Origin of the sequence: Winogradskyella litorisediminis (genome assembly GCF_042675765.1) — a bacterium.
Lineage (GTDB): Bacteria > Bacteroidota > Bacteroidia > Flavobacteriales > Flavobacteriaceae > Winogradskyella > Winogradskyella litorisediminis.
Genome location: NZ_JBHTJL010000011.1, coordinates 166,681 through 188,951 on the forward strand (window position 1 = coordinate 166,681; position 22,271 = coordinate 188,951).

The 22,271-nt window shown below is 33.6% G+C and carries 20 protein-coding genes and 1 tRNA gene; 15 read left to right on the forward strand and 6 right to left on the reverse strand.

Features of this window, described 5'->3' with window-relative positions; translation table 11 throughout:
• Positions 1-18 precede the first annotated feature (18 nt).
• Entirely contained in the window at positions 19-1,488 is a 1,470-nt protein-coding gene (gene guaB, locus ACFQ1Q_RS09850; protein ID WP_386130652.1) for an IMP dehydrogenase, read from the forward strand.
• 197 nt (positions 1,489-1,685) lie between these two features.
• On the opposite strand, the gene ACFQ1Q_RS09855 is transcribed toward guaB, so the two are convergent.
• Positions 1,686-2,093, reverse strand: coding sequence for a DUF4288 domain-containing protein (locus ACFQ1Q_RS09855; RefSeq protein WP_386130655.1), 408 nt, complete (start codon positions 2,091-2,093; stop codon positions 1,686-1,688).
• A 220-nt stretch (positions 2,094-2,313) separates the two neighbouring features.
• Between ACFQ1Q_RS09855 and crtD the strand changes: the two genes are divergently transcribed.
• Genes crtD through ACFQ1Q_RS09870 form a run of 3 tightly spaced genes read left to right on the forward strand, consistent with a single transcriptional unit; the run spans position 2,314 to position 5,562 of the window.
• Complete coding sequence (gene crtD, locus ACFQ1Q_RS09860) at positions 2,314-3,789, forward strand: 1-hydroxycarotenoid 3,4-desaturase CrtD (protein WP_386130657.1); 1,476 nt, start codon at positions 2,314-2,316, stop codon at positions 3,787-3,789.
• Complete coding sequence (locus ACFQ1Q_RS09865; RefSeq protein WP_386130659.1) at positions 3,789-4,424, forward strand: carotenoid biosynthesis protein; 636 nt, start codon at positions 3,789-3,791, stop codon at positions 4,422-4,424. The genes crtD and ACFQ1Q_RS09865 overlap by 1 nt, the downstream gene beginning before the upstream one ends.
• Before the next feature lies 1 nt (position 4,425).
• On the forward strand, positions 4,426-5,562 hold the full coding sequence (locus ACFQ1Q_RS09870; protein WP_386130661.1) for a lycopene cyclase family protein: 1,137 nt from the start codon (positions 4,426-4,428) through the stop codon (positions 5,560-5,562).
• Between the two features lie 21 nt (positions 5,563-5,583).
• Here ACFQ1Q_RS09870 and ACFQ1Q_RS09875 read toward each other — a convergent pair whose 3' ends face one another.
• Positions 5,584-5,820 carry a hypothetical protein gene (locus ACFQ1Q_RS09875; protein WP_386130664.1) on the reverse strand — a complete coding sequence of 79 codons (237 nt, stop codon included), beginning with the start codon at positions 5,818-5,820 and terminating at the stop codon, positions 5,584-5,586.
• A gap of 170 nt (positions 5,821-5,990) precedes the next feature.
• On the opposite strand from ACFQ1Q_RS09875, the gene ACFQ1Q_RS09880 reads away from it, so the two are divergent.
• The 6 genes from ACFQ1Q_RS09880 to ACFQ1Q_RS09905 all read left to right on the forward strand — a co-directional run bounded on the left by ACFQ1Q_RS09880 (position 5,991) and on the right by ACFQ1Q_RS09905 (position 14,762).
• The gene (locus ACFQ1Q_RS09880) at positions 5,991-7,928 is read left to right on the forward strand and encodes a peptidylprolyl isomerase (protein ID WP_386130667.1); all 1,938 of its coding nucleotides are present in this window, start codon (positions 5,991-5,993) and stop codon (positions 7,926-7,928) included.
• A 6-nt stretch (positions 7,929-7,934) separates the two neighbouring features.
• Complete coding sequence (locus ACFQ1Q_RS09885; protein ID WP_386130670.1) at positions 7,935-8,789, forward strand: peptidyl-prolyl cis-trans isomerase; 855 nt, start codon at positions 7,935-7,937, stop codon at positions 8,787-8,789.
• Positions 8,773-10,197 (forward strand): peptidylprolyl isomerase, encoded by a 1,425-nt coding sequence (locus ACFQ1Q_RS09890; RefSeq protein WP_386130672.1) that lies wholly within the window; start codon positions 8,773-8,775, stop codon positions 10,195-10,197. The genes ACFQ1Q_RS09885 and ACFQ1Q_RS09890 overlap by 17 nt, the downstream gene beginning before the upstream one ends.
• Before the next feature lie 3 nt (positions 10,198-10,200).
• The gene (locus ACFQ1Q_RS09895) at positions 10,201-11,154 is read left to right on the forward strand and encodes an AAA family ATPase (protein ID WP_386130675.1); all 954 of its coding nucleotides are present in this window, start codon (positions 10,201-10,203) and stop codon (positions 11,152-11,154) included.
• 30 nt (positions 11,155-11,184) lie between these two features.
• The gene (locus ACFQ1Q_RS09900) at positions 11,185-12,279 is read left to right on the forward strand and encodes an acyltransferase family protein (RefSeq protein WP_386130678.1); all 1,095 of its coding nucleotides are present in this window, start codon (positions 11,185-11,187) and stop codon (positions 12,277-12,279) included.
• Between the two features lie 215 nt (positions 12,280-12,494).
• A complete protein-coding gene (locus tag ACFQ1Q_RS09905) occupies positions 12,495-14,762 on the forward strand; it encodes an aconitate hydratase (protein WP_386130680.1) in 2,268 nt (755 codons plus the stop codon).
• A gap of 142 nt (positions 14,763-14,904) precedes the next feature.
• Here ACFQ1Q_RS09905 and rpsT read toward each other — a convergent pair whose 3' ends face one another.
• The 3 genes from rpsT to proS all read right to left on the reverse strand — a co-directional run bounded on the left by rpsT (position 14,905) and on the right by proS (position 16,874).
• Positions 14,905-15,156 (reverse strand): 30S ribosomal protein S20, encoded by a 252-nt coding sequence (gene rpsT, locus ACFQ1Q_RS09910; protein ID WP_386130682.1) that lies wholly within the window; start codon positions 15,154-15,156, stop codon positions 14,905-14,907.
• A 25-nt stretch (positions 15,157-15,181) separates the two neighbouring features.
• Positions 15,182-15,253, reverse strand: a tRNA-Glu gene (locus ACFQ1Q_RS09915).
• A gap of 142 nt (positions 15,254-15,395) precedes the next feature.
• Entirely contained in the window at positions 15,396-16,874 is a 1,479-nt protein-coding gene (gene proS / locus ACFQ1Q_RS09920) for a proline--tRNA ligase (protein ID WP_386130685.1), read from the reverse strand.
• A 101-nt stretch (positions 16,875-16,975) separates the two neighbouring features.
• On the opposite strand from proS, the gene ACFQ1Q_RS09925 reads away from it, so the two are divergent.
• From ACFQ1Q_RS09925 to ACFQ1Q_RS09945, 5 genes are all read left to right on the forward strand, one after another.
• On the forward strand, positions 16,976-18,043 hold the full coding sequence (locus ACFQ1Q_RS09925; protein WP_386130688.1) for a hypothetical protein: 1,068 nt from the start codon (positions 16,976-16,978) through the stop codon (positions 18,041-18,043).
• Between the two features lie 30 nt (positions 18,044-18,073).
• Positions 18,074-19,591 (forward strand): OmpP1/FadL family transporter, encoded by a 1,518-nt coding sequence (locus ACFQ1Q_RS09930; protein WP_386130691.1) that lies wholly within the window; start codon positions 18,074-18,076, stop codon positions 19,589-19,591.
• A 106-nt stretch (positions 19,592-19,697) separates the two neighbouring features.
• Entirely contained in the window at positions 19,698-20,369 is a 672-nt protein-coding gene (locus ACFQ1Q_RS09935) for a Crp/Fnr family transcriptional regulator (RefSeq protein WP_386130694.1), read from the forward strand.
• A gap of 80 nt (positions 20,370-20,449) precedes the next feature.
• Entirely contained in the window at positions 20,450-21,184 is a 735-nt protein-coding gene (locus ACFQ1Q_RS09940; RefSeq protein WP_386130696.1) for a hypothetical protein, read from the forward strand.
• A gap of 72 nt (positions 21,185-21,256) precedes the next feature.
• Positions 21,257-21,814: a TlpA family protein disulfide reductase gene (locus ACFQ1Q_RS09945; protein WP_386130699.1), complete on the forward strand. Its 558-nt coding sequence runs from the start codon at positions 21,257-21,259 to the stop codon at positions 21,812-21,814.
• A 4-nt stretch (positions 21,815-21,818) separates the two neighbouring features.
• Here the strand turns inward: ACFQ1Q_RS09945 and ACFQ1Q_RS09950 are convergent, their stop codons facing one another.
• On the reverse strand, positions 21,819-22,265 hold the full coding sequence (locus tag ACFQ1Q_RS09950; protein WP_386130701.1) for a sterol desaturase family protein: 447 nt from the start codon (positions 22,263-22,265) through the stop codon (positions 21,819-21,821).
• Positions 22,266-22,271 lie beyond the last annotated feature (6 nt).

Sequence of the window (22,271 nt, forward strand, 5' to 3'; positions counted from 1 at the left end):
TTATCTTTTAATTGCAACATGATAGCACACAACAACAAAATTCTTGGAGAAGGTCTTACCTATGACGACGTTCTTTTAGTTCCAGCTTATTCTGAAGTTCTTCCTCGCGAAGTCAACATTCAATCAAAATTTACTAGAAATATTACTATCAATGTACCCATTGTTTCTGCAGCGATGGATACAGTAACCGAAAGTCGTATGGCAATTGCTATGGCGCGTGAAGGTGGTATTGGTGTGTTGCATAAAAACATGACAATTGAGGAGCAGGCTACTAAAGTGCGGAAAGTAAAACGTGCCGAAAGTGGTATGATTATCGACCCTGTAACTTTGCCGATGGATGCCAAAGTCATCGATGCTAAAAATGCCATGCGAGAGCACAGTATTGGCGGAATTCCAATTGTAGATGACAACGGAAAATTAAAAGGTATCGTCACCAACAGAGATTTACGTTTTGAACATAGAAACGAGCGACCAATTGTTGAGGTAATGACCAAAGATAACTTGGTCACTGCGCCAGAAGGTACATCCTTAAAAGATGCAGAGCTTATTCTTCAGGAAAATAAAATTGAAAAACTATTGATTGTAGATGGCGATAAATTGGTGGGATTAATCACCTTTAGAGATATTACTAAAGTGACCCAAAAACCAATTGCCAATAAAGATACTTACGGTCGTTTACGTGTTGCTGCTGCTATTGGAGTCACTGGTGACGCTGTAGAAAGAGCAGAAGCATTGGTCAACGCAGGCGTTGATGCGGTAATTATTGATACGGCACACGGACATACAAAAGGCGTAGTTGCAGTATTAAAAGAAGTAAAGAAAAATTTCCCAGATTTAGACGTGGTTGTTGGTAATATTGCCACTGCCGAAGCAGCTAAATATTTAGTTGAAGCTGGTGCAGATGCTGTAAAAGTTGGTATTGGTCCAGGTTCTATTTGTACAACGCGAGTTGTTGCTGGAGTTGGTTTTCCACAATTTTCTGCAGTTTTAGAAGTTGCTGCTGTAATAAAAGGTTCTGGCGTTCCTGTGATTGCAGATGGCGGAATTAGATACACTGGCGATATCCCAAAAGCCATTGCTGCTGGAGCCGATACGGTTATGCTAGGTTCACTTTTAGCAGGAACCAAAGAAAGTCCAGGTGAAACTATTATTTACGAAGGGCGAAAGTTTAAATCGTATCGCGGAATGGGTTCTGTTGAAGCCATGAAACAAGGAAGTAAAGACCGTTATTTCCAAGATGTAGAAGACGATATTAAAAAATTAGTACCAGAAGGCATTGTTGGTCGTGTTCCTTACAAAGGAGAATTATTTGAAAGTATCCACCAATTTATCGGCGGTTTACGTGCCGGAATGGGTTATTGTGGTGCTAAGGATATAAACACATTAAAAGAAACTGGTCGATTTGTAAAAATCACAGCGAGCGGCATTAACGAAAGCCATCCGCACGATGTAACGATTACTAAGGAAGCACCTAATTATTCGAGGTAAAAATAATTTCTACGACGATAGAAATCTTAAAAAACGAACAGCACTTTTTGTGCTGTTTTTTTTGTCGTTTAACGGTATTGTATAACCGTCAGTTACGGATTTAAAGTTTATAAAAAACGTTAAAGCAGAGGCGCGAGCAATTCCGAGTGGATTCGGACGTAGTCGAATCCGCCGTAATTGCGGTTATACATTGTTGGCTACAGTTTTTTAATCGGTTTCGTTTTAATTAGTTCCATAAGTTCTTTTTTTTCATAAGGCATTTTCATTGTTCTGCGATTACTTATGAAACCATAATCTGTCCACATCAATTCAGCACCGTCTTCAATGTCTTCATAAATCGGTAATAATTCTCCAATTCCGACAAATATTGATTCCATTTCGATTTTGTCAGAGTTTATAAAATTATAATTTTTTTCTTTTCCGATTTTTACTGCTTTGTCAAATGCTTTTTCAGGTGAATTAGCTTTAATTAGATGGTGATTTCCCCAAGTAGTTACTCTCCGTAAATCTTGTTTTTCATTTCGGTGGACTGGTTCACATTTTTCAATAATTTCGACGATATACCAATTTCCTTTTTTGTTCGATATTTTTTCTTGGGTTTTCATTTTCAAATTGTAGCCAACTTTAATAATATGAATTCGTTTTAATAATTCATTTCAGACGTAAAACGAAGTTAGTTCAAATAAATCACAAAGTCAATGACATACTTTAATCTGTGTTTTTTTATGAGTTGTATTTTTAATTTTAACCTCTTCAATTATTAACAGATTTTAGCATTTTAATATTTCAATTAGATTGGTCATTCACCGTATCTTTACATCACCAATGAAAAACCAATCAGTTGTAATTATAGGCGCAGGTATTGCAGGTTTAGCATCTGCAATCCGGTTGAAAGCTAAAGGCTTCAAAGTTTCGGTTTATGAGGCTAATTCTTATCCTGGCGGAAAATTGGCAGCATTCTCAGAAAATGGCTACCGCTTTGATATGGGACCTTCTTTATTTACGATGCCGCAGTTTGTAGAGGATTTATTTAAAGTCGCCAATGTGGATATATCTAACTATTTTCAGTATAAGAAAAAAGAGGTGGTTTGTAATTATTTCTACGAAGATGGTACAACATTCTCAGCTGTTGCAGATGAAAAGGAATTTGCAAAAAATGCTGAAAATACTTTCAATGTTAAAGCCGAAGATTTAGAAACGTATTTCAAACAAAGTAAGCGTAAGTATGATTTAACAGCGTCTCTTTTTCTGGAAAAATCGCTTCATAAATTCAGCACCTATTTTTCAAAAGATACGCTTAAGGCTATATTTAATGTAGGCAGTTTAGACATTGATACCACTTTAGATGCTTACAATAGTAAGATGTTAAAAGATGAACGATTGGTGCAATTTTTTAATCGTTTTGCGACGTATAATGGCTCATCACCTTACCAAACGCCTGGAATTATGTCTATGATTCCGCATTTGGAGCAATATTTTGGAACATATTTTCCGAAAGGAGGAATGCATTCTATTTCTATGAGCTTGTTTCAATTGGCTAAAGATATTGGTGTTGACTTTTATTTTAATACAAAAGTGGAGCGTATAATCACAGATAAAAATAAAGCTATTGGCATTCAAATTAGCGGAGAAAAAGTCTTTAGCGATATTGTGGTTTCAAACTCAGATATCGTCCCAACGTATCGCAAATTATTAAAAGAGGAAAAGGCTCCAGAAAAAATATTGAATCAACCTCGAAGTAGCTCGGCCTTAATTTTTTATTGGGGAATTAAAAAGGAATTTCGGCAGTTAGATTTACACAATATTTTCTTTTCGGAAGATTACAAAACAGAATTCAACTATATTTTTAATAGAAAGGAAGTCCACAACGACCCAACAGTTTACATCAACATTACAAGTAAAGAAGAAAAGGGTGATGCGCCAGAAAGCTGCGAAAACTGGTTTACGATGATAAACGTTCCAAGCAATACTGGTCAAGATTGGGATAAAATCATCAAACAAGCTCGAGAGAATATTATAAAAAAGGTAAGCCGATTGCTAAAAGAAGATATCTCTAAACTTATAGAGTTTGAAGCTATTTTAGACCCAAGAACCATAGAATCCAAAACGCAAAGTTACCAAGGTGCGCTTTACGGTGCTTCAAGTAATAATAAATATGCCGCTTTTTTAAGGCATCCAAATTTTAAGTCTAGTATTAAGAATCTTTATTTTTGTGGTGGTAGCGTGCATCCTGGTGGTGGCATTCCACTATGTTTATTGTCTGGTAAAATTGTTTCAGATTTAATTGCAAAAACCAACTAATGTTCGATAAAACCTTTAAGCTTCATTTTTCTATATTCCTGATTTGGTTATTCACCATTTCTGGAATTTTTGGAATCCTATCAGATGAATATTCAGATTGGTTTTTAAGCATGACACCGCTTAATTTGCTATTAACCTTTATCATCTTAATTATTAATATAGAGGAATTAAAACCTAATGTAGCTATTGCGTTGGCTATTCCTTTTTTTACCGGTTTTATTACAGAGGCTTTAGGTGTTAATTTTGGACTAATTTTCGGTACCTATGCTTACGGTGAAAACTTGGGTCTTAAAGTTTTTGGTGTACCTTTAATGATTTGTGTTAATTGGGCGTTACTTACAGCAGCAACAGCAGATGTTGCAAAATACATAAGTAAAAACCGGTTTTTATCTGCCTTAATTGGAGCGGCTTTAATGACTGGTTTAGATATGCTGTTAGAGGTATCTGCTCCACGTTTTGATTTTTGGGAATTCGACGGTGGCGTAGTGCCACTTCAGAATTATGTAGGTTGGTTGGTTACGGCATTTGTTGCTCACTTGGGTTATCAATTATTAAAACCGAAAACAAATAAGTTAATTTCTTGGCACATATTAATCTCAATAGCAGTATTTTTTGCTGTGTTTTTATTTTTTTAATTTGAAAAGTTACGACTATATCATTCTTGGCGCCGGCGCATCTGGTTTAATGTTAGCATATCGCATGGCAAATGATGAGTTTTTCAATAATAAATCAATTTTAATCATAGATAAGGCGTCAAACAAAGGAAACGACCGTACTTGGTGTTATTGGGAAAAGGGTCAAGGTGAATGGGATTCCATTTTAGAAAAACGGTGGAGTTCAGTTTTTTTTGGAAGTAAAAATTTCAATAAGACTATAGATATTTCACCTTATTATTATAAAATGATTCGGTCTGAAAAATTTTACCATCGACTTTGGCAAAACATAAACAAAGCGAAAAATATTAAGTTTCTAAAGGCCTCTGTAAACCATTTTAAAGAAAACGAAGTCGTAACTGTGGATACGTCTGATGGTGTTTTTACTTGTAAACAATTGTTTAATAGTATTCCTAATACTTCTTATTTAAAACAAAAAAAATATCCTGTTTTACAACAGCATTTTTTGGGTTGGTTTATAAAAACAAAAACGAACGTATTTGACGATTCTGCAGCAACGTTTATGGATTTTTCGGTACCGCAAAATGGTAATACACGTTTTATGTATGTACTGCCATTATCTAAAAATGAGGCACTTTTTGAGTACACTTTATTTTCGAAAGATGTTTTAAAAACTGAGGAGTACGAAAGTGCTATAAAGAATTATTTGTTTGGTAAAAATATTACAGATTACGAGATTGTCGAAAAAGAAAAGGGTTGTATACCTATGACGTCCTATAAATTTAGTAAAGAAAACACCAGCCGAATTTTAAATATTGGTACAGCAGGTGGATGGACGAAGGCGAGTACAGGCTACACTTTTAAAGCAACTACAAAAAAAACGCAACAGCTAATTGATTTGTTAAAGACTAATAAAGACGTTTCGAAATTGGCTTCGCCTTCAAAATTTTGGTATTACGATTTGCTGTTTTTAGATGTTTTGGCAAATCATAATAATGAAGGTTCGGCTTTATTTACCTCTATGTTTAAGAAAGCAAATACGCAAACCATTTTTAGGTTTTTAGATGAGGAATCTACACTGTGGGAAGATTTAAAAATAATTATGTCTGTACCGCCAAAACGTTTTACACACTCACTTATAAAACGATTGTTCTCATAGTTTAGAGCAATTCAGAAATTTTTACGGTTGGTAAATTTGCCCACGATGCGGTCTTAAAGCGTCTCGTATAGGCTTCATTTTATCTTCATTGACAACTAAATAAGCAATGCTATGCATTTCACTTAGGTCTTCTGTTCCCGTAATAGTAATGTCTAGGTTTTCAATTTCAATATACTCTTTAAGGTGAATGAGGTGATGTTCGGCAGTTTTTTTTCCTGCTGGCCCACGAAAATCCCAAATTAGTTTTAATTGACGCATCGTATAGGTTTTAAAAAGCCAAAAATACCTTAAAAAGTGAAATGTATTGCAATAAATGTTATTATGGTTGGTTATAGTTTTACGCTTGACAACTGCGACTTTTATGTTATTTTTGTTCGGTTTTTAAAAAGTTTATATTTACCCAAAATCTTAAAATCTAAGCTAGCTCTATGGACATTCGTTTTTATAAAGTTTTATGTCTACTTTTCTTTGTTAATATTACTTTTTCTCAGCAGTATAAAACCTTGTTAACCATTGATGATGAAGCGGTTTCTACTTCGGAATTTCTTAAGCTTTATAACAAAAATTTAGACTTAGTTAAAGACGATTCTCAAAAAGACATTGACAACTATCTTCAGCTTTTTATAGACTATAAATTAAAATTAAAAGAAGCCAAACGTTTAGGGTTAGATGAAGATGCTAATTATAAACGTGAGTTTGAAAATTATAAAAAACAGCTTACCAAAAATTACATTTCAGACAATAAGGTTACTGACGCCCTAGTAAAAGAAGCCTATGAGCGTTTGCTTTATGATATCAAAGCCTCTCATATTGTAATTTTAGATAATCCTGAAGTTGAAGATACTTTAGTAGCCTATAATGCATTGCTAGGTTACAGAAAGATCTTAAAGTCAGAAGGTTATGATGCTGCAAAATCTAAACACCATATAGATAAAAAAGTTTTGGTTGAAGACTTAGGTTATTTTTCGGCATTTAGAATGGTTTACGATTTTGAAACAGCGGCATATAATACTAAGCCAGGCGAAGTGTCTATGCCTTTTAAAACAGATTTTGGTTACCATGTCGTAAAAGTAGATGAGAAGCGTCCATCTCGCGGAACTATGGAAGCGGCTCATATAATGATTGCATTGAAACAAAAAGACAGTACAATAAATCCTAAAGAGCGTATAAATGATATCTTTAATCGTTTGCAAAACGGCGAAGCTTTTGACGCCTTAGCAAAGCAATTTTCTGACGACAAAAGCTCAGCTCGAAATGGAGGGAAATTACGTGCTTTTAAAAGCGGTGAGCTTTCGTCTGCTATTTTTGAAGATGCAGCGTTTGGTTTAAAAAACCCAGGAGATATTTCCGAACCAGTAAAAACAGAATATGGTTGGCATATTATTCAACTAATAAAAAAAGAACCGATTCAATCTTTTGAAGATATGAAAGCTTCGCTTGAGGCACGCGTAAAAAGAGATGCTAGGTCAAAATTAATTAATAGCGCTATGGTTAAAGAGTTGTCTCAGCGTTATGCTATAGTTAAAAATCCTAAAACACGAGCTTATTTTCTTCCTATTTTGGAAAATGCTTATTTGGCTGGCAAATTTAATTTACCTGCTGATTTTAAAAGTAATGAAGCAGTAATAACAGTTAACGATTCTATTTTCACAAATGCCGAATTTCTTCAACAATTAAAAGCAAGACAACGTCAATACATGCGTGAAAAAACAAAAATTAATAAAGTAGTAGATAAAGAGTTAGATTTGTTTTATGAAAATTCGATTTTAGAATACAGAAAAGACAATCTTGCTAACGAAAACGAAGAATTTGCCGATATTTTAAAAGAATATAGAGATGGTTTATTACTCTTTGCTTTAATGGAAAAAGAAATTTGGAACAAAGCATCAAAAGATACCATAGGACTAAAAAATTATTATGAAGCAAACCTTTCTAAATACCAATGGCAAGATAGAGTAGAAGCCACTATTGTGTCTTCACCATCAAAGGAAGATGCAGAGCAATTGCAACTATTACTTCAATCTAATGATTCTATCCAACAAGTAAAAGAACAATTAAAATCTTCAGGAAAAGTTGGTTATATTTTTTCAACTGGAATTTTTGAAAAAACAGATTCAAAACTACCTTCAGACTTAGAATTTAAGTCAGGTGTTTCTAAAATATATAATCATAATGGTAGTTATCAAGTTTATGTCATTAAAGCTATTTTACCTGCAGCACCAAAAACCTTAAAAGAAGCACGAGGTAGTGTTGTAAACGATTACCAAAATGAAATTGAAAGTCAATGGCTTTCGGAATTAAGAAATCGTTTTAAAGTAAAGGTTAATGACAAAGTTTTAAATGCAATTAAAGATAAAATGAATTAAATAAAGTTGAAGTTAAGATTTCTACATATTGTCCTTTTTAGTTTGGTATTTATAAGTTGTAACTTTTTTAAAAAAGATATAACTGAAAACGCTATTGCTCGAGTCAATGATAATTATTTATATGTTGACGATATTAAAAATATAGTTCCTGACGGTGCTACAAAAGCAGACAGTACGTTAATCGTTAACCGGTTTATAAATGATTGGGCAAGAAATTTATTACTACTGGATAAGGCAAAAATTAATTTACCTGAAAAACAGCAAGAAAGCTTTGACAATTTAGTAAAGCAATATGAAACTGATTTATATACCAAAGCCTATCTCGAAGCTTTGGTAAAACGCAATGCAGATACTATTTTTTCTGAAGATGAAGCTCAAGCCATCTACGAAGCCAATAAAGAATCGTTTAAACTTAATGATGAGCTATTACAATTTAGATACATTACATTACCCCAAAATGCGGTGAATTTATCTGAAATTAAATCAAAATTTCGTGCCTTTGAAAAAGCAGACAAAATATATTTGGATTCTATTTCAGTTCAGTTTAAGTCTTATTCCTTAAATGACTCTATTTGGGTTCGCGCATCACAAGTTATTGAAAAGATTGCTCCGGTGACTCAAATCAATAAAAATCAACTGTTAAAAAAATCTAATTTTGTACAGCTCAAAGACTCATTAAACCTATATTTGATCCAAATAAATGATGTACTTTTGCGCGGCGATTATGCGCCGTTAGATTATGTAGAGCCAACGGTAAAGCAAATAATTGCTAATAAGCGCAAACTTCAGCTGATAAAGCAGTTAGAAAATGAAATCACAAAAGATGCTATTAAAAACAAACAATTTGAAATCTATAAATAAGCTAGTTTTAGTGGCGATACTTATCGCAAATTCAACTTTAGGTTTTTCTCAAGAAATAATTCAAGATGAAGAAAAAAAGGAGGAAGTTCTTAAGGAGAAAAAAATTATAAACGGACGCGTAAAAGCTGATGGAGTTGCTGCTGTTGTGGGTGATTTTATAGTTTTAGACTCTGACGTAGATAGAAGAACAGCTCAAATTAAAGCTGCTGGAGGAGATTTAGGAGATATTACACGATGTGAATTATTTGGAAGTATTCTTGAAGAAAAATTATATGCACATCAAGCCATACAAGATAGTATTGTGGTTAATGAACTACAGATTCGTTCTCAAATAGATCAACAGCTTCAAGGTATTTTAGCTGAGTTTGATGGTTCAATGGATAAACTTTTAGAATTTTACAAAAAAGATTCTGAAGACGCACTAAGAGAGGAAATTTATGAAATAAACAAAAATCAATCCTTGGCAACTCAGATGAGAGAAAAGGTTATTGATGAGGTGGAAATTACTCCAGAAGAAGTCCGTCAATTTTATAACCAATTAAAAAAAGAAGGTTTACCAACCTTTGGTACAGAATTACAAATCTCAAATATTGTAGTAATTCCTCAGGTGACAGAAGCTTCAAAACAAGTAGCCATTAACAGATTAAAAGAGTACAAAAAAGATGTTGAAGAAAATGGCGCAAGTTTTACAACTAAAGTATTATTCTTTACAGATGACACAGCATCAAAATCAACAGGAGGTTTATATACTTTAAACAGAAAACGTCCTCGAATGGTTAAGGAGTTTAGAGACGTGGCATTTTCATTAGAAGAAGGCCAAATTTCTGAACCTTTTGAATCACCTTTTGGTTACCATATTATTTTATTAGAAAAAATTAGAGGGCAAGAGTATGACGTAAGACATATTTTAATTCGACCAGAAATTACGCCAGATGCAATAGAAGAAGCCAAAAATAAAATTGACGATGTGCGAGCTAAATTAGTAGAAGGATTAATCACGTTTGAAGAAGCTGCAAAAGAATTTTCAGATGAAAAAGAGTCAAGAGAAGAAGGTGGAAGATTGATAAATCCTGTTACCCAAGATTTTAATTTCGAATTGACAAAAATGGATCCAGACATTTATGTACAGGTTCAAAATCTAAAAGATGGGGAAATCAGCGAAGTCATTCAAGATGCAGACCGCGAAAATCCAATTAAGTTTAAAATTATGAAAGTAACAGACCGTATTAATGAGCATGAAGCTGATTTTGCGAGAGATTACTTAAAAATTAAAAGACTTGCATTACAAAACAAACATTTTGATGCCCTAGGTAAGTGGCAAAAAGAAACCATTGAATCTACTTATATTAAAATTAATGGTGAATACAAAAACTGTGAGTTTAGTGGTAATTGGTTAAAAAACAGATAATTCATGTCAGACGTAGCAGCTATCGAAAATTTTGTAAAAAAATATAAAGCGCTTAAAGAAGAAATTGCAAAAGTTATTGTCGGACAAGATGAAGTTATAGACCAAATTTTAATATCAATTTTTTCTGGAGGACATTCGCTTTTAATTGGTGTTCCTGGTTTGGCTAAAACTTTAATGGTAAATACCATTGCACAAGCCTTAGGTTTAGACTTTAAGCGCATACAATTTACACCGGACTTAATGCCAAGTGATATCTTAGGTAGTGAGATATTAGACGAAAACCGAAAATTTAAATTTATTAAAGGTCCAATATTTGGCAACATTATATTGGCAGATGAAATTAATAGAACGCCACCTAAAACTCAAGCTGCTCTACTAGAAGCTATGCAAGAGCGTGCTGTTACCGTAGCTGGGCATCAGTATAAATTACAATTACCTTATTTTGTATTAGCAACACAAAACCCTATTGAGCAAGAAGGAACTTATCCTTTACCAGAAGCACAGCTAGACCGCTTTATGTTTGCTATCAATTTAGAGTATCCTACTTTTGAAGAAGAGGTTAATGTTGTAAAAGCAACGACTGCAGATCATAGAGTATCTGTTAATTCTTTATTTACTTCACAAGAAATTATTGATTTTCAAAACGTTATAAGACGTATACCTGTTGCAGATAATGTAATAGAATACGCTGTAACAATGGTCGGTAAAACAAGACCAAATAGTCAAGCAGCAGCAGATTTAGTAAAGGAATTTATTGATTGGGGCGCAGGTCCAAGGGCGTCTCAAAATTTGATACTTGCAGCAAAAACATACGCAGCATCTCGCGGAAAATTTTCTCCAGATGCAGAAGATGTTCAGGCTGTGGCAACTTCAATATTAAGGCATCGAATTATTAGAAATTACAAGGCCGAAGCTGAGGGTATCACTGATGAAAAGGTAATACAAAGCTTATTCTAGTTTGTCGTAGCATAGTATTACATTTGTACTATGTTTAAGCATCCAAATAGAAATTTTGGTTTAGATTGCATTAGAGCCTCAGCTATAATATTGGTCGTGCTATCCCATTGCACATTTATTCTCCCACAATTTAATTCTACAATTACAGATGGCATTCGTTTATTGGGTGCTACCGGTGTAGATATTTTTTTTGTTCTTAGTGGTTATCTCATTGGAGGTATTTTGCTTAATAAGTTAGATTGTAATAAGACAGCATTTAAATATTTATTCCATTTCTGGAAACGCCGATGGTTACGCACATTACCTAACTATTTTGTAGTCCTAAGTTTGAATGCATTATTAATACTATTTTTGGGTAAAAGGCTATTACATGAAATTTGGCTTTATATTCCATTTCTTCAAAATTTCTTCAATCCACATCCCGATTTTTTTACAGAAGCTTGGAGTTTGTCAATTGAGGAGTATGCCTATCTCATTTTACCTTTTGTCATTTATAGTTTATTGTTTTTTTTTAAGAGAGTTAAAGCGACTAAAGTATTTTTTTATGGAACTCTTTCTATAATTATTGCTTTATTCTTTTTTAAAATTCAATTCTTTCTTTATGCTGAAATAGACACATATAAAGAATGGAGTTCTCAATTCAGAAAAGTAGTTGTTTATAGATTAGATGCTATTTATTATGGATTTATAATGGTCTATCTAGTTTCAAACCATTCATTTTTTAAGTCAAATCGAAAATTCTTATTTCTATTTGGGCTGTTTTTATTTGTTATTTTACATTTAATTATTGTTTTGTTTGGTGTAATGCCACAAGAATATAAATTGTTTTATTCCGCCTCTTATTTACCAATTATTAGTTTAAGTATAGCTTTAGTCTTTCCGTTTTTTTTAGAATTGAAAGCTAGGAGAAGAGTAATAAAACTAGTGACTTATATAAGCACACGTTCGTACTCAATTTATTTAGTAAATTATTCTTTGGTTTTATTAACTATTGAGCATTTTTTTGAGCCCTCAATTTTAGCATTAATACTATACTTACTTTTATCAGTTATTTTTTCAGAAGTATTGTACCGTTATGTTGAAATTCCATTTTTAAGACTTCGAAGTCTATTAGTTCCGAGGTAATTACGAAATCGTTTGAAATAATAGAAGTCAATAATTGTTAACTCATTAAATTATTAGCTTTAATTTTAGTTTTTATTCAATTTTGGTATGTAATTAGAAAGTTTTTATGAATTATATTTAAGGATTATTCAATTCTATTACATACTTTTAAAAACGCAGTAAAATTCGTAATTTTGTGCTGCTAAAAATAAATTATCAACCTTTAAATATACTATATGGCTTTTGACATTGATATGATTAAAAAGGTTTATGCCAATATGACGGAGCGCGTTGATGCTGCAAGAGATATTGTTGGTAAACCATTAACCCTTTCAGAAAAAATACTATACTCGCATTTGTGGGATGGAAAACCTACTACTGCATTCACACGTGGAAAAGATTATGTTGATTTTGCGCCAGACCGCGTAGCTTGTCAAGATGCAACAGCCCAAATGGCATTGCTCCAATTCATGCAAGCAGGTAAGCCTAAAGTTGCAGTACCAACAACAGTACACTGTGACCACTTAATCCAAGCAAAAGATGGTGCAGCTGCAGATTTAAAAAATGCAAATAGCACGAGTAGTGAGGTTTTTAATTTCTTAGAATCAGTATCTAATAAGTATGGTATTGGTTTTTGGAAACCTGGAGCAGGTATCATTCATCAAGTTGTTTTAGAAAACTATGCGTTTCCAGGCGGAATGATGATTGGTACGGATTCACATACTGTAAATGCAGGTGGACTAGGTATGGTTGCTATTGGTGTTGGTGGAGCAGATGCTGTTGATGTTATGGCTGGTATGGCTTGGGAGCTTAAATTTCCTAAGTTGATAGGTGTGAAGTTAACGGGAAAGCTTTCGGGTTGGACAGCTCCAAAAGATGTAATTTTAAAAGTAGCCGAAATTCTTACTGTAAAAGGTGGAACAGGAGCAATAGTTGAATATTTTGGTCCTGGTGCAACGGCAATGTCTTGTACAGGAAAAGGTACTATTTGCAACATGGGTGCTGAAATTGGAGCAACCACTTCTACTTTTGGTTATGACGAATCTATGGAGCGCTATTTGCGTGCAACTGACAGAGAAGATGTTGCTGACGCTGCAAATAAAATCAAAGATTATTTAACTGCAGATGCAGAAGTTTACGCTAATCCAGAGCAATATTTTGATCAAGTTATTGAAATTAATTTATCTGAATTAGGACCTTTATTAAACGGTCCTTTTACACCAGATTTATCTACGCCAGTAGGAAAAGAAATGACTGAAAAAGCAACTTCTAACGAATGGCCGCTTCAAGTCGAATGGGGATTAATAGGCTCTTGTACAAACTCATCTTATGAAGATTTATCAAGAGCATCATCAATTGCGCAGCAAGCTATTGATAAAGGACTAAAAATGAAAGCGGAACTAGGTATCAATCCTGGTTCTGAACAAGTACGTTACACAGCTGAGCGTGACGGTATCTTAGGAATCTTCGAAAACTTAGATGCTAAGATATTTACTAACGCATGTGGACCATGTATTGGTCAGTGGGCTAGATATAGTGATCCTAAAAATGCACCAAAAAATAGTATAGTACATTCTTTCAATAGAAACTTTGCGAAGCGTGCAGATGGTAATCCAAATACGCATGCTTTTGTAGCATCTCCAGAATTAACAGCAGCTATTGCTGTTGCAGGTCGTTTAGATTTTAATCCATTAACAGATAAGTTAATTAATGAAAATGGAGAAGAAGTCATGTTCGATGAACCAACAGGATGGGAATTACCTCCAAAAGGTTTTGAAGTTAAAGATAATGGTTACTTAGAACCAGTTGAAGATGGAAGCGGTGTTATAATTAACGTTAATCCAGATTCAGAACGTTTAGAATTACTTGAGCCCTTTACTCCGATTGGAAATTCTATTAAAGGTGCAAAACTACTAATTAAAGCATATGGTAAATGTACAACAGATCATATTTCTATGGCTGGTCCTTGGTTACGTTTTAGAGGCCATTTAGATAACATTGCAAACAATACGCTTATTGGTGCTGTGAACGCATTTAACAAGAAAACAAACTTTGTTAAAAATCAATTGACTGGAGATTATGCAGGTGTCCCAGATACACAACGTGAATACAAAAAAGCGGGTATTTTGTCAGTAGTTGTTGGAGATCACAATTATGGTGAAGGTTCATCAAGAGAACACGCGGCAATGCAACCTCGTCATTTAGGTGTAGCTGCAGTTATAGTAAAATCATTTGCACGTATCCACGAAACAAATCTTAAAAAACAAGGTATGCTAGGATTAACGTTTGTAAATGAAGCAGATTATGATTTAATTCAGGAAGATGATACTTTTAACTTTTTAGATTTAAATGAGTTTGCTCCAGATAAACAGCTTAATGTTGAAGTTGTGCACTCTGATGGTAGTAAAGATATTATTTCTTTAAACCACACATATAATCAAGCACAGATTGAATGGTACAATGAAGGTTCCGCCCTTAATTTAATTAAAAAGCAAAACGCTTAAAGCTAACTACATTATTTAAAAAAAGGCTTTGATTATATCAAAGCCTTTTTTTTATAAAAATTATATAGTCAACCTTTTAGAATTCAAATAAAAAAGCCTTTCAAATTTGAAAGGCTTTTAAATGTTGTAAAGTACTAACTAATTATAATGTTGCAACGTGCTTAGCTAAATTAGATTTTAGGTTACCAGCTTTATTAGAGTGAATAACATTTTTCTTAGCTAGCTTATCAATCATACTATTAACTGATGGTAATAAAGCTTGAGCTTCTTTAGCATCTGTTAATTCGCGTAATCTTTTGATAGCGTTACGAGTCGTTTTGTGTTGATACTTGTTAAGTACTCTTCTCTTCTCGTTGCTTCTAATTCTTTTTAAGGCTGACTTATGATTTGCCATGTTTCTTAGTTATATTAAAAAATTGTAGCCCGTAGGGGAATCGAACCCCTCTTACCAGGATGAAAACCTGGCGTCCTAGCCGATAGACGAACGGGCCATTTATACTTAAATTACATACTAGATTTTTCTAGTTTATAATTAATTTAAAATTTAAATGAACAACAATGTTTCCATTGCGGATGCAAAAATACAACTATTTTTAAATGTTGCAACACTTAATTAATTTTTTTTAAAAAAAATTAATATGCCTTTGCAAAAAGTACACGTTGCTTAGATGGTTTACCAGTATAAACACACTGTCCTTCCTCTTTTTTACTATTATAAGGTATACATCTAATGGTTGCTTTTGTTAGCTCTTTTATTTTATTTTCTGTTTCTGCTGAGCCATCCCAATGTGCAGAAATAAATCCTGTTTTAGTTTCGAGAATAGTTTTAAAATCTTCAAAAGTGTCAACTTCAGTAATATGGTCTTCTCTGAATGAAAGTGCTTTTTGAAATAAATCTTTCTGAATGGTTTTTAATAATTCAGAAATCTTGTCTTCAATACCTTCAATTGATACCACTTCTTTGGTTAGAGTATCTCTTCTAGCTAATTCCACAGTTCCGTTTTCTAAATCTTTTGGACCAATGGCAATTCTTAATGGTACACCTTGTAATTCATGCTGAGCAAATTTAGCTCCAGGTCTAAAGGTATCTCTGTTGTCAAATTTGACGCTAATGTTTTTAGCTTCTAAGGATGTTCTTAGATTATCAACCACCTGGTTTATAGCTTCAAATTGTTCATCGTTTTTAAAAATAGGAACGATAACCACTTGAAATGGCGCCAAGTTTGGAGGTAATACAAGACCTTTGTCATCACTGTGTGTCATTATTAATGCACCCATTAATCTGGTGGAAACACCCCAAGATGTCGCCCAAACAAAATCTTGTTTTCCTTCTTTGTTTGTAAATTTAACATCAAAAGCTTTTGCGAAATTTTGTCCTAAAAAATGAGACGTTCCTGCTTGTAAAGCTTTTCCATCTTGCATTAAAGCTTCAATACAATGTGTATCTATAGCGCCTGCAAATCTTTCGCTCTCAGTTTTTACACCTTTAATCACAGGAATAGCCATAAAGTTTTCAGCAAATTCTGCATAAACTCTATTCATCTGTTCTGTTTCTGCAATTGCTTCGGCTTCGGTGGCATGAGCTGTATGACCTTCTTGCCATAAAAATTCTGCAGTTCTTAAAAATAGACGTGTACGCATTTCCCATCGTACAACATTCGCCCACTGGTTAATTAGTATTGGTAAATCCCTATAACTTTGAATCCATCCTTTATAGGTATTCCATATAATAGCTTCACTAGTGGGTCTTACGACAAGCTCTTCTTCTAATTTTGCTTCAGGGTCTACTCTTAGTTTTCCTTCGTTATCTGGATCATTCTGCAATCTGTAATGCGTTACAACGGCACATTCTTTAGCGAAACCTTCAGCATTTTTTTCTTCAGCTTCAAATAAGCTTTTGGGTACAAAAAGAGGAAAATAAGCGTTTTGATGACCTGTAGCCTTAAACATCCTGTCTAATTCTGCTTGCATTTTTTCCCAAATTGCATATCCGTATGGTTTAATAACCATACAACCTCTAACGGCTGAATTTTCAGCTAAATCAGCTTTTACAACCAATTCGTTATACCATTTGGAGTAATCTTCGGACCTTTTTGTAAGATTTTTGCTCATTATCTGTTATTTGGCACAAATGTTGTGTCTTTGTTAAAAGAAAAAATAGTTGGACAAAACTAACTATTTTTGTATTGTTCAACAATTAAATCATAATAGATATGCGATTTACTTCTACACTCAAAAAAATTAAGGCTCCAATTATGGCGTTTGGTTCATTTTTACTCCTTTCGTCTTGTGGCGCTTATCAATACGTTGGATATGACAATGACGGAATTTACAGCTCTGATGAAGTTGTAGTTGATGTTGAACAAGCGGCTACCAATAGAACTAGCGATAACTACTATGCGAACTATTTTGCAGAGCAAGCGGAAGACGCTCGTCTTGCATTAGAAGAGTCTGGAGAAGTTTTTACAGATATCGATTCTTATACAAGTGGAAATTCAAACGAACAAGAAGTAGAAATTATCGAAGATTATGGTGGCTGGGGACAAGTAAATGACAGAGTTGTTATAAATTATTACAACACTGGTTGGAATAATTGGGGTTGGGGATTTGCTGACCCATGGTTATGGAATGGTGGCTTTGGCTATGGTTGGAACAACTGGGGATGGAATAATTGGGGTTGGAACCGATGGAATACATGGGGCGGAGGATTTGGTTTTGGTTGGGGTGCTGCTTATCCTGGTTGGTACTATAACGGCTTCGGTTGGGGCGGAAATGCTCTTTTTTGGGGTAGATATGGAGGTCGCTATTATGGCCATAATGATTATGCTTTTTACCGCGGTAGAAGAGGAATTAATAGTAGGTCTTTAGCGTCAGCAAATAGAACATCTTTATCCCGAAGGAATTCATCATCATTTTCTAGAAGACCATCAGGTATTATTAGAAATAATGACGGTACGTCAAGAAGACGCTCCTTCTCTGGTACAACAACACGTCCGTCCAGAGGTACAACAACACGTCCATCTAGAGGAACGACCACTCGTCCGTCTAGAGGTACAACAACACGCCCATCTAGAGGAACGACCACTCGTCCATCTAGAGGTAATACAACACGTCCATCAAGAGGTACAACAACACGACCTTCGAGAGGTAGCTCTAGAGGAAATGTTGGTACAAGTAGAGGTTCTTCAAGATCTTCAGGTGGTGTAAGGTCGTCAAGCTCAAGCTCACGTTCATCAGGGCGTTCTAGCTCATCAAGTAGAGGTGGAGGAAGACGAGGGTAATTCAATTTTATTTTTTTAGTTAAAAAAGTTATGAAAAAGATTTTAATAACATTCATGGCAATTTTTGCTATGGTAAATTTATATGCTCAAAATGTTACAGATGCTGTAAGAATTGCCAACGACGAAATCAGTGGTACAGCTAGATTTAAAGCAATGGGCGAAGCGTTTGGCGCTCTAGGAGGCGATTTGTCTGCGGTAAATATAAATCCGGCAAGCTCATCAGTTTTTAATAGTAGTAAGGCTTCATTTACTGCAGGGTTTTCTGGTAATTCTAATACCACATCATATTTTGGAAACGCTTTAGACTCTGATGAAAATCAAGTTAACTTTTCTCAAGGTGGTGGCGTTTTTGTTTACGAATCTAATTCTCCTAATTCTAAATGGAATAAATTTGCTCTAGGAGTTGCTTACGATAGGACAGGAAATTTCGATGAGAATTTCACAGCCAGAGGTATAAGCCCAAACACATCAATTGCAGAATATTTTTTAGATTTTGCTCAAGGTCTTAGATTAGATGAAATTTCTGCTTTACCTGGAGAAAGTCTTAACGAAGCCTATTCTGATATTGGTTCTGTTTTTGGTTATGCTAATCAACAAGCTTTTTTGGGATATGAGTCATTTATAATTGAACCTTTAAATGATACTGATGATAATACACAATACGAAAGTAATATTATTGGTGGTAATTATAATCAAACTTACACGTTACAATCGACTGGCTACAATGGAAAAATGGCTTTTAATTTTTCGGGAGAATATGATAATCGATTAAATGTTGGTTTTAATATCAATGCACACTTTTTAAATTACGAACGTATTACCGTTTTTGATGAAAGTAATTCAAATGCTGGTTCTACAGTGACAGCTGTTGGTTTTGACAACACTCTACGAACTACTGGAGCAGGTGTTTCGTTTCAGTTTGGAGGTATTTATAAATTAACAAATGAATTTAGAGTTGGTTTTACTTACGACACGCCAACTTGGTACAGAATTACAGATGAGACTACTCAATATTTACAGACTACTGTAGATGGTTTTAATGAACCAATTATAATTAACCCTAATGTTATTAATATTTTCCCTGAATATAGATTGCGGACACCAGGTAAAATTACGGGTAGTTTAGCTTATGTATTTTCGGATAAGGGCTTGTTCAGTTTTGATTATTCTAGAAAAGATTTTTCTCAAACAACTTTTAAACCTAGTGGAGATCCGTTTTTTGCTTTTCAAAATAATGAAATTTCGAATTTATTAGGTGTTTCAAATACATATAGAATAGGAGGCGAATACAGATACAACAAATTAAGCTTTAGAGTCGGATATAGATTTCAAGAAAGTCCTTATAAAAATGAAAATATTATGGGAGACTTGACAGGATATTCATTAGGTTTAGGATATAAAGTAGGTAGTTTTTCTGTGGACGCTGCTTTTTCTCAGAGCCAAAGAGAGCAGTCTAATTTATTATACTCAGAAGCTCCTTCGTTTACAAGCGCTCAAGTAGATTCAAAATTTACTGATTTTGTAGTGACGTTTACATTTGGAATTTAATTCTCTTAATAAATATTAAATAAAAACCTCTAGTAAAATGCTAGAGGTTTTTTGTAAGTTAATGTCAAATAGTTCGACTAGGGAGTTATATTAAATACCTACTGTTATGAATTCTATTTGGCTTTTTGAGGACGTTAATCTTTTTGGTTTGTTATGTCCACATAAATTAAAAACTTATAAAAACAAGCATAGTTTTGACGCCTATAAAAAGAGTGATTATATCTATTTTGAAAAGGACGCCGCAAATAAAATATACCTAATCGAAAAAGGAAAAGTAAAGATTGGATACTATAATGAAGATGGTTCTGAGATTATAAAAGCCATATTAAGGCGAGGAGAGATTTTTGGAGAAAAGGCTATTTTTGGAGAAAACACACGTGATGAATTTGCTCAATCTATAGATAATAATACGTCCATTTGTCCTGTAGGTATTAATACAATGCATGACTTAATGAGAGATAATCAATCTTTCAGTTTTAAAATTTACAAATTCATAGGCATTAAATATAAAAAGCTTGAGCGTCGACTTCAATTGTTATTGTTTAAAGATTCAAAATCTCGTCTTTTAGAGTTTTTAGAAGAACTATGCCAAGACTATGGTTACGATTGTGAAAAAACAGGAGACCATGTTGTAATTCATCCATATACCCAAAAGGATATTGCATCTTTAATTGGTATCTCTAGACCTACTTTAAATACCTTAATGAATGATTTAAAAGAGCAAAAAATCATAAATTTTAATAGAAAAGAAATACGTTTTTTAAAAAAATCTGCTTAGTGTTAGCTAGCTAACATTTTGTCTTATGCGGTTCATATAATTTTGATTTATCAAATTATATGAACTAAAAAAATAAGACAATGATTAAAAAAATGATTTTAGGAATGTTAGCCATAGTATTAATGGTAACTTCTTGTAGCGATGATGATGCAGTTGCTATTGTACCAAACGCAGGTATTTTAACAGGTGGCCCATTTTCCTTTACTGTAGACGGACAAGCAGATACAGTCTCTGGTATATCAACAGACCCATCAGCAGTTGGTACAAACAGAACTTTTGTTATCACAGATTTAGATTTAAACATATTGGGCACACCACCTACTTTAGATGCTTTAGAAGGTGTGAATTTTGAAGGTGCTGGTCGTGGCGTATGCTTAATTTGGTATTTACGTTACGAAAACGATACTAACATTGACTCGGCAACAAATGCAGCAGATTTAACAGGTACGTTTGATTTATCCAATTCAATTCGGGTAGAGCGTGGTCCAAATGCAGACACAATTATTGGTGGCCCTTTTAATTTTAATGTTGATGGAACACCAGATATGGTAAGTGGCATTTCTTTTGAAAATCCAGATAATAGAATAGGAACAAATTTTACTTGGGTAATTACCGACGATACAGGTTTTATTTTAGGAACACCTCCAACTCTGAGTGCTGTTGAAGGAGTAAATTTTGATGGTGCTGGAGGCGGTGTTTGTTTAATTTGGTATTTGAGATATGAAAATGATACAAATATAGCAACGGTAACCAATGCCAATGACCTTACAGGAACGTTTCATTTATCTAATTCTATTACTGTAAACAGAAATTAATTACTTTTTTGCAATTAATTATTAATTAAGCGTAGTTTCGTTAAAGAAATTACGCTTTAATTTTTTGCTAAAATGAAATTGAATAAAAGAAATGTTCTATTTATAATTGTCGTTGTACTATTAATTATTCCACAAACACGAAAGTCAATTCAAGTTTTATTACATAAGGGAATTGCTTTGGTTAACCCGGTTAATGTAATAGATAAAAAGGATAGAATTATACTTAATGATTATTCTTGGAAGCTTAAAACCGAAACAGAAGAAATCACAAATTTTAATCAATTTAAAGGCAAAGTTATACTGATAAATTTTTGGGCAACATGGTGTCCACCCTGTATAGCTGAAATGGCAAGTCTTCAAAAATTGTATAACAAATATGAAAAAAGGGTAGATTTTATTTTTGTTACTGCAGACGCTTTAGACGAGAAGATTTCAAACTTTAAAGAGAATAAAAAATACACCTTTCCTGTATATCAAATAATGTCAAAACCCCCAAGTGAATTGATGACAACATCAATACCTAGAACAGTTTTAATTGATAAAAACGGAGAGATTATTATTGACAAATCTGGTGCTGCGGATTGGTTTTCAGAAGATGTTCAAAAACAGATAGATGAACTTTTAAAATAATTTTTTATTTAAAATATTTTTTTGGGACAAAAAGCATCCCGAAATTTTCGCCTTTATCCTTTCCTAAATGTTTATGGTGTATTTTGTGAGCTCGTCTTACGCCTCTTGCATACTTATTGTCAATGTTACGTAACCATTTAAATCTTTGGTGAATAAATATATCGTGGACTACAAAATAAGCTAGTCCGTAAGCCATAATCCCGAAGCCTATCGGCAACGTAAACCACAAGCCTTCTACACTCCACAAATAAAAACAAGACATACTTACTACAGCATAAAAAATAAAAAACACATCATTACGCTCAAACCAGCTATCGTGGTCTTTATGATGGTGATCTTTATGTAAACTCCATAAAAAACCATGCATAATATACTTATGGGTAAACCATGCATTAAATTCCATTATAAGAAAAGTCGCTAAAAAAATAACAATCCAAAGAAATACTTGCATTCTACC

Coding starts and splice junctions, on each gene's coding strand:
- ACFQ1Q_RS09865 (WP_386130659.1), top strand. CDS start 3,789: ATGTTCGATAAAACCTTTAAGCTTCATTTTTCTATATTCCTGATTTGG.
- ACFQ1Q_RS09855 (WP_386130655.1), bottom strand. CDS start 2,093: ATGAAAACCCAAGAAAAAATATCGAACAAAAAAGGAAATTGGTATATC.
- crtD (WP_386130657.1), top strand. CDS start 2,314: ATGAAAAACCAATCAGTTGTAATTATAGGCGCAGGTATTGCAGGTTTA.
- ACFQ1Q_RS09900 (WP_386130678.1), top strand. CDS start 11,185: ATGTTTAAGCATCCAAATAGAAATTTTGGTTTAGATTGCATTAGAGCC.
- ACFQ1Q_RS09935 (WP_386130694.1), top strand. CDS start 19,698: ATGAATTCTATTTGGCTTTTTGAGGACGTTAATCTTTTTGGTTTGTTA.
- ACFQ1Q_RS09895 (WP_386130675.1), top strand. CDS start 10,201: ATGTCAGACGTAGCAGCTATCGAAAATTTTGTAAAAAAATATAAAGCG.
- ACFQ1Q_RS09880 (WP_386130667.1), top strand. CDS start 5,991: ATGGACATTCGTTTTTATAAAGTTTTATGTCTACTTTTCTTTGTTAAT.
- guaB (WP_386130652.1), top strand. CDS start 19: ATGATAGCACACAACAACAAAATTCTTGGAGAAGGTCTTACCTATGAC.
- ACFQ1Q_RS09875 (WP_386130664.1), bottom strand. CDS start 5,820: ATGCGTCAATTAAAACTAATTTGGGATTTTCGTGGGCCAGCAGGAAAA.
- rpsT (WP_386130682.1), bottom strand. CDS start 15,156: ATGGCAAATCATAAGTCAGCCTTAAAAAGAATTAGAAGCAACGAGAAG.
- ACFQ1Q_RS09905 (WP_386130680.1), top strand. CDS start 12,495: ATGGCTTTTGACATTGATATGATTAAAAAGGTTTATGCCAATATGACG.
- ACFQ1Q_RS09950 (WP_386130701.1), bottom strand. CDS start 22,265: ATGCAAGTATTTCTTTGGATTGTTATTTTTTTAGCGACTTTTCTTATA.
- ACFQ1Q_RS09930 (WP_386130691.1), top strand. CDS start 18,074: ATGAAAAAGATTTTAATAACATTCATGGCAATTTTTGCTATGGTAAAT.
- proS (WP_386130685.1), bottom strand. CDS start 16,874: ATGAGCAAAAATCTTACAAAAAGGTCCGAAGATTACTCCAAATGGTAT.
- ACFQ1Q_RS09945 (WP_386130699.1), top strand. CDS start 21,257: ATGAAATTGAATAAAAGAAATGTTCTATTTATAATTGTCGTTGTACTA.
- ACFQ1Q_RS09940 (WP_386130696.1), top strand. CDS start 20,450: ATGATTAAAAAAATGATTTTAGGAATGTTAGCCATAGTATTAATGGTA.
- ACFQ1Q_RS09925 (WP_386130688.1), top strand. CDS start 16,976: ATGCGATTTACTTCTACACTCAAAAAAATTAAGGCTCCAATTATGGCG.